Source organism: Mesorhizobium sp. M7A.F.Ca.CA.002.04.1.1 (assembly GCF_004022805.1).
Classification (GTDB): domain Bacteria; phylum Pseudomonadota; class Alphaproteobacteria; order Rhizobiales; family Rhizobiaceae; genus Mesorhizobium; species Mesorhizobium ciceri.
On the sequence record NZ_RZPL01000489.1, the window covers coordinates 1 to 4451 of the forward strand.

The following is a 4451-nucleotide window of genomic DNA, read 5'->3' on the forward strand; positions in this document are numbered from 1 at the left end:
CGCCGACATGATGCCCGGCAGATCGTTGTTGGCGAAAGGCAGCGGCCGCTCGATGGCGCCGGTCGCCAGCACGATCTGGCGCGGCCTGACCCGCCACAGCGTATCCGGCCGGCCGTCGAGATGACGCTGGTTCAGCCCGACCAGATTGTGGTCGTAAATGCCGAAGGCGGTGGTCGAAGGCAGGATGAGGGGACCGCCAGCGGCAAGCCCGGCAATCGTCTCCTTGCCCCATACGGCCGCCGGCTTGCCGTCGATCTCCGCGGCACGATGGCCGAGCGATCCGCCGGGGCTCTGCTGGTCGTCGACCAGTGTGACGGTCAGGCCAGCACCGGACGCCAGCCCTGCCGCCGCCAGCCCGGCCGGTCCCGCGCCTACAACCAGCACATCGCAATGATGGTTGATCTGGTCGGCCATGCCGGGCGAGGTCCAGTCGGCGTCGACTGTGCCCAGCCCCGCCATGGCGCGGATGCGCGGCTCGAACCTGTGCCAGTCCGGCCACATGAAGGTCTTGTAGTAGAACGCGGCCGGGATGAAGCGCGCAAAACGGTCCAGGAAGGCGTTGCGGTCGGCCAGTGCGCTGGGCGTGGCGTTGACGCTTTTCGCCACCAGTCCGTCGCGCACCGGCTCGGTCGTGGCGCGGGTGTTCGGCGTCGCCCGCGTGCCGCCGAGATCGACCAGCGCATTTGGCTCCTCGACGCCGGCGCCCCATATGCCGCGCGGCCGGTGGTATTTGAAGCTGCGGCCGACGACCGCGACGTCACCCGCCAGCAGCGCCGAGGCGATGGTGTCGCCGGCAAAGCCTTGCACGGTGGTGCCGTCGAAGCTGAAGCGTATCGGGCGCGAGCGGTCGATGGCGCTGCCGCCGGTGGCAAGGCGCGAGGCGGTCACGCGACGTGCTCCCCGCCGAGTGCGGCCGAGGACAGCACCTTGTGGGTGACGGTGTCGCGCTCCATGACGAAGAACTCGCCGCAGTTCATGTGAACCCAGATTTCGCGCGCCGTGCCTTTCGGATTGGTGCGCAGATAGAGGTAATCAGCCCAGCGATCGATCGGCACATCGGCGCCATCCGGCCGCGCATTTCCGGCATCGCCGCCATAGTGGAATTCGGTTTCGTCGCGCGGGCCGCAGAATGGGCAAGGGAAAAGCTGCATAAAATCCTCAATCTTCGTCTTTATGCATGTCGTTCTCCCCAAACCGCTGCGTACTTTTGGGCGACATGCATCAGTGCGCGATGCCGGAGCCGGCCGCTTCGTCGATCAGCCGCCCGCTGGCGAAGCGATCAAGGTCGAACGGACGGCTGATGTGGTTGTGTTCGCCAGTCGCCAGCAGGTTCGCCAGCAGCGTGCCGCCTGCGGGAATGGCCTTGAAGCCGCCCGTGCCCCAGCCGCAATTGAGGAACAGGCCGGGCAGCGGCGAGGGGCCGATGATCGGCGAGGAGTCCGGCACGACATCGACGATCCCAGCCCATTGCCGCATCAGCTTGAGCTGGCCGAAGATCGGGAACATCTCCAAAAGGCCGGCGATCACCCCCTCCAGCGTCGGCAGATTGCCGCGCTGCGCGTAGGAGGGGATGCGGTCGAGCCCGCCGCCGATGACGATCTCGCCCTTGTCCGACTGGCTGACATAGACGCCGCAGCCGGGCGACAGCACCACCGTGTCGAGGATCGGCTTGACCGGTTCGGACACGCAGGCCTGCAGCGCATAGGAATTGATCGGCAGGCGGAAGCCGGCCTTGGCCGCCAGCACCGAAGAATGCCCGGCCACCGCCATGCCGATACGCTCGGCACGGATCGCGCCACGCGAGGTCTGGACGCCACGGCAGCGGCCGCCCTCGATGATGAAATCGGTGATCTCGCAGTTCTGGATGATGTCGACGCCGAGTCGGCTTGCGGCCCGCGCATAGCCCCAGGCGACCGCATCATGGCGTGCCGTTCCGGCCCTGCCTTGCCAGATACCGCCGAACACCGGGAAGCGTGCGTCCGGTGAAAAATTGTAGATCGGCGCCACCCGGCGCACATCGTCAGGCGAAAACAGCTCTGCATTGATGCCGTTGATCTGCATGGCGTTGACGGTGCGGGCGCCGATCTCCATCTCGCCGGTCGAGTGGCAGAGATTGACCATGCCGCGTTGCGACAGCATGACGTTGTAGTTGAGCTCTTTCGACAATCCCTCATAGAGCCGGTGCGCCAGCCCGTATAGCTCGACGCTCTCCGGATAATAGTAGTTGGAGCGCACCACGGTGGTGTTGCGGCCGGTGTTGCCGCCGCCGATCCAGCCTTTTTCCAGCACCGCTACCCTGGTGATGTTGTGGTTCTTGGCCAGGTAATAGGCCGTTGCCAGCCCATGGCCGCCGCCACCGATGACGATCGCATCATAGGACAGTTTCGGCTCGGGCGAGCGCCACGCCGGTTGCCAGCCGGTTTGGCCGGCCAGGCCCTCCTTGAACAGCGAAAAGGCGGAATAGCGTGTGGTCATGACGTGCCGGACCGGCCTGATTTTCGGAAAGAAACGTGGATCATCGCATGGTCTTCCGCACCGACGTCACCGGTTCGATCGGTCATGCCCGCATCGCCTTGCCCAGTGGATCGTATGGCGACGAGGCGATGACGCGCGCACCTCTTTCGACGCCGACGATGTGGGTTGTCAACTGCGTATCGATATCAGCCACTTCGCGCTCGACCAGCGCCATGGCGAGGCTCTTGCCGACCGTATGGCCGTAGCCGCCCGAGGTGACGAAGCCAGCAAGCTTGCCTCTATACCAGACCGGCTCGTAACCGCTGGCATCGGCGTCCGCCGCGTCGATTTCGAGCGTCACCAGCGTGCGCCTCGATGAAGCCTTCAGCTCCTTCCGGGCCGCCTCGCGGCCGATGAAATCGCCCTTGTCGAAAGCGATCCAGCGGTCCATCCCGGTCTCATCGGGCGTATAGTCCTGCGTGAACTCGCGCGACCAGATACCAAAGCTCTTTTCGAGCCGCAGCGAATTGACCGCGCTGAAGCCGTATTCGGTGACGCCCAGATACTTGCCTGCCGTCAGCAGAGCGCGGCGCAGGCCCGCGTGCTCATTGGCCTGGCAATGGATCTCGTAGCCGAGTTCGCCGATGACCGAGAGCCGTCCGACCTTGGCCCGCACCAGCCCGACATCCAATGTCTTGCAGGCTAGAAAGCCAAAGGCCTCGTGCGAAACGTCCTGATGTGTGAGGCGCTCAAGCAACATTCGCGCATTGGGACCAGCCAGCGAGAAACCGACGACCGCGTCTGAAATGTCGCGGACGGTGACGCCGTCGCTCATATGCTGCTCGAACCAGCGCATATGCCACTGCCGCAGATAGTAGGATCCCATGATCCACCAGGAGCCATCGCCCCAGTTGAAGACGGTGAGGTCGCCCTTGAGCTTGCCGTTTTCGCCGAGCATAGGCGCGAGCTTGGCGCGACCCGGATTGGGCAGCGCACAGGCAAGCAGCCGGTCGAGCCAAGCTTCCGCCTGCGGCCCGGCGATTTCGTAGCGTGAGAAGGCAGTGATATCGAGCAGACCGACGCCCTCGCGCACCTTGCGGCACTCCTGTGCGACGATGTCGAAGGCGTTGGAGCGCTTCAGCGTCGGTGTCTCGACGAAGCCATGCGGCGCGAAATAGAGCGGCACTTCCATGCCCCATGAATTGCCCCAGCGCGCGCCGGCGGCATCCATCGCGTCATGCGCGCCGGCTGTCTTCAAGGGCCGCCCCGCCGGCAACTGCTCGTTGGGATAGCTCATGACAAAGCGGCGCGAATAGAACTGCCCGGTGGTCTGCCTGATGTATTCGCGGTTGGAGGCGAAATCGCCATAGCGGGCGATGTCCATGCCGTAGACATCGGCTTCCGGCTCGCCATGGATCATCCATTCGGCAAGCGACTTGCCGACCCCGCCGCCTTGCAGGAAACCGGCCATGACGCCGCACGCCACCCAGTAGTTGGGAACCCCGCGCACCGGGCCGACCAGCGGATTGCCGTCCGGCGAGAAGGTGAAGGCGCCGTTCACCCAGCGCTTGATGCCGGCATTCTCCAGGCAGGGGTATCGGCTGAAGCCGAGGGCCAACTCGTCGGCGATGCGGTCGGTGTCTTCCTGGATCAGTTCAATGCCGTAATCCCACGGCGCCCCATCCATGTTCCAGTGCTTGTGGTTGATCTCGTAGATGCCGAGCAGCAGGCCCTTCTGTTCCTGGCGCATGTAGGTGAAGCCTTCGAGATCGACGATCAGCGGCAATTCCTTGTCCAGCGCCTGGATTTCGGGCAGCGCCTCGGTGACGAGATAATGGTGCTCCATCGGCGACACCGGCAGGTCGATGCCGGCCATCCGGCCGACCTGCTTGGCCCACAGCCCGCCGGCATTGACGACGTGTTCGGCAATGACCGTGCCCTTCTCGGTGACTACGTCCCAGCCGCCGTCCGCGCGGCGGTTGAGTGCCAGCACGCGG

At 64.9% G+C, this 4451-nt stretch carries 4 protein-coding genes; all 4 read right to left on the reverse strand.

What is annotated here, in order from left to right:
- Positions 1-888, reverse strand: an 888-nt coding sequence (locus ENZ75_RS22445) for a 2Fe-2S iron-sulfur cluster-binding protein (protein ID WP_128278321.1), incomplete at its 3' end; no start/stop codon positions are given.
- Complete coding sequence (locus ENZ75_RS22450; RefSeq protein WP_013528149.1) at positions 885-1151, reverse strand: sarcosine oxidase subunit delta; 267 nt, start codon at positions 1149-1151, stop codon at positions 885-887. The genes ENZ75_RS22450 and ENZ75_RS22445, both read right to left, overlap by 4 nt.
- A 70-nt stretch (positions 1152-1221) precedes the next feature.
- Positions 1222-2475, reverse strand: a complete 1254-nt coding sequence (locus tag ENZ75_RS22455; RefSeq protein WP_063169865.1) for a sarcosine oxidase subunit beta — start codon at positions 2473-2475, stop codon at positions 1222-1224.
- Between the two features lie 82 nt (positions 2476-2557).
- Positions 2558-4451: FAD-dependent oxidoreductase (locus ENZ75_RS22460; protein WP_164887931.1), on the reverse strand; the 1894-nt coding region annotated here is incomplete at its 5' end.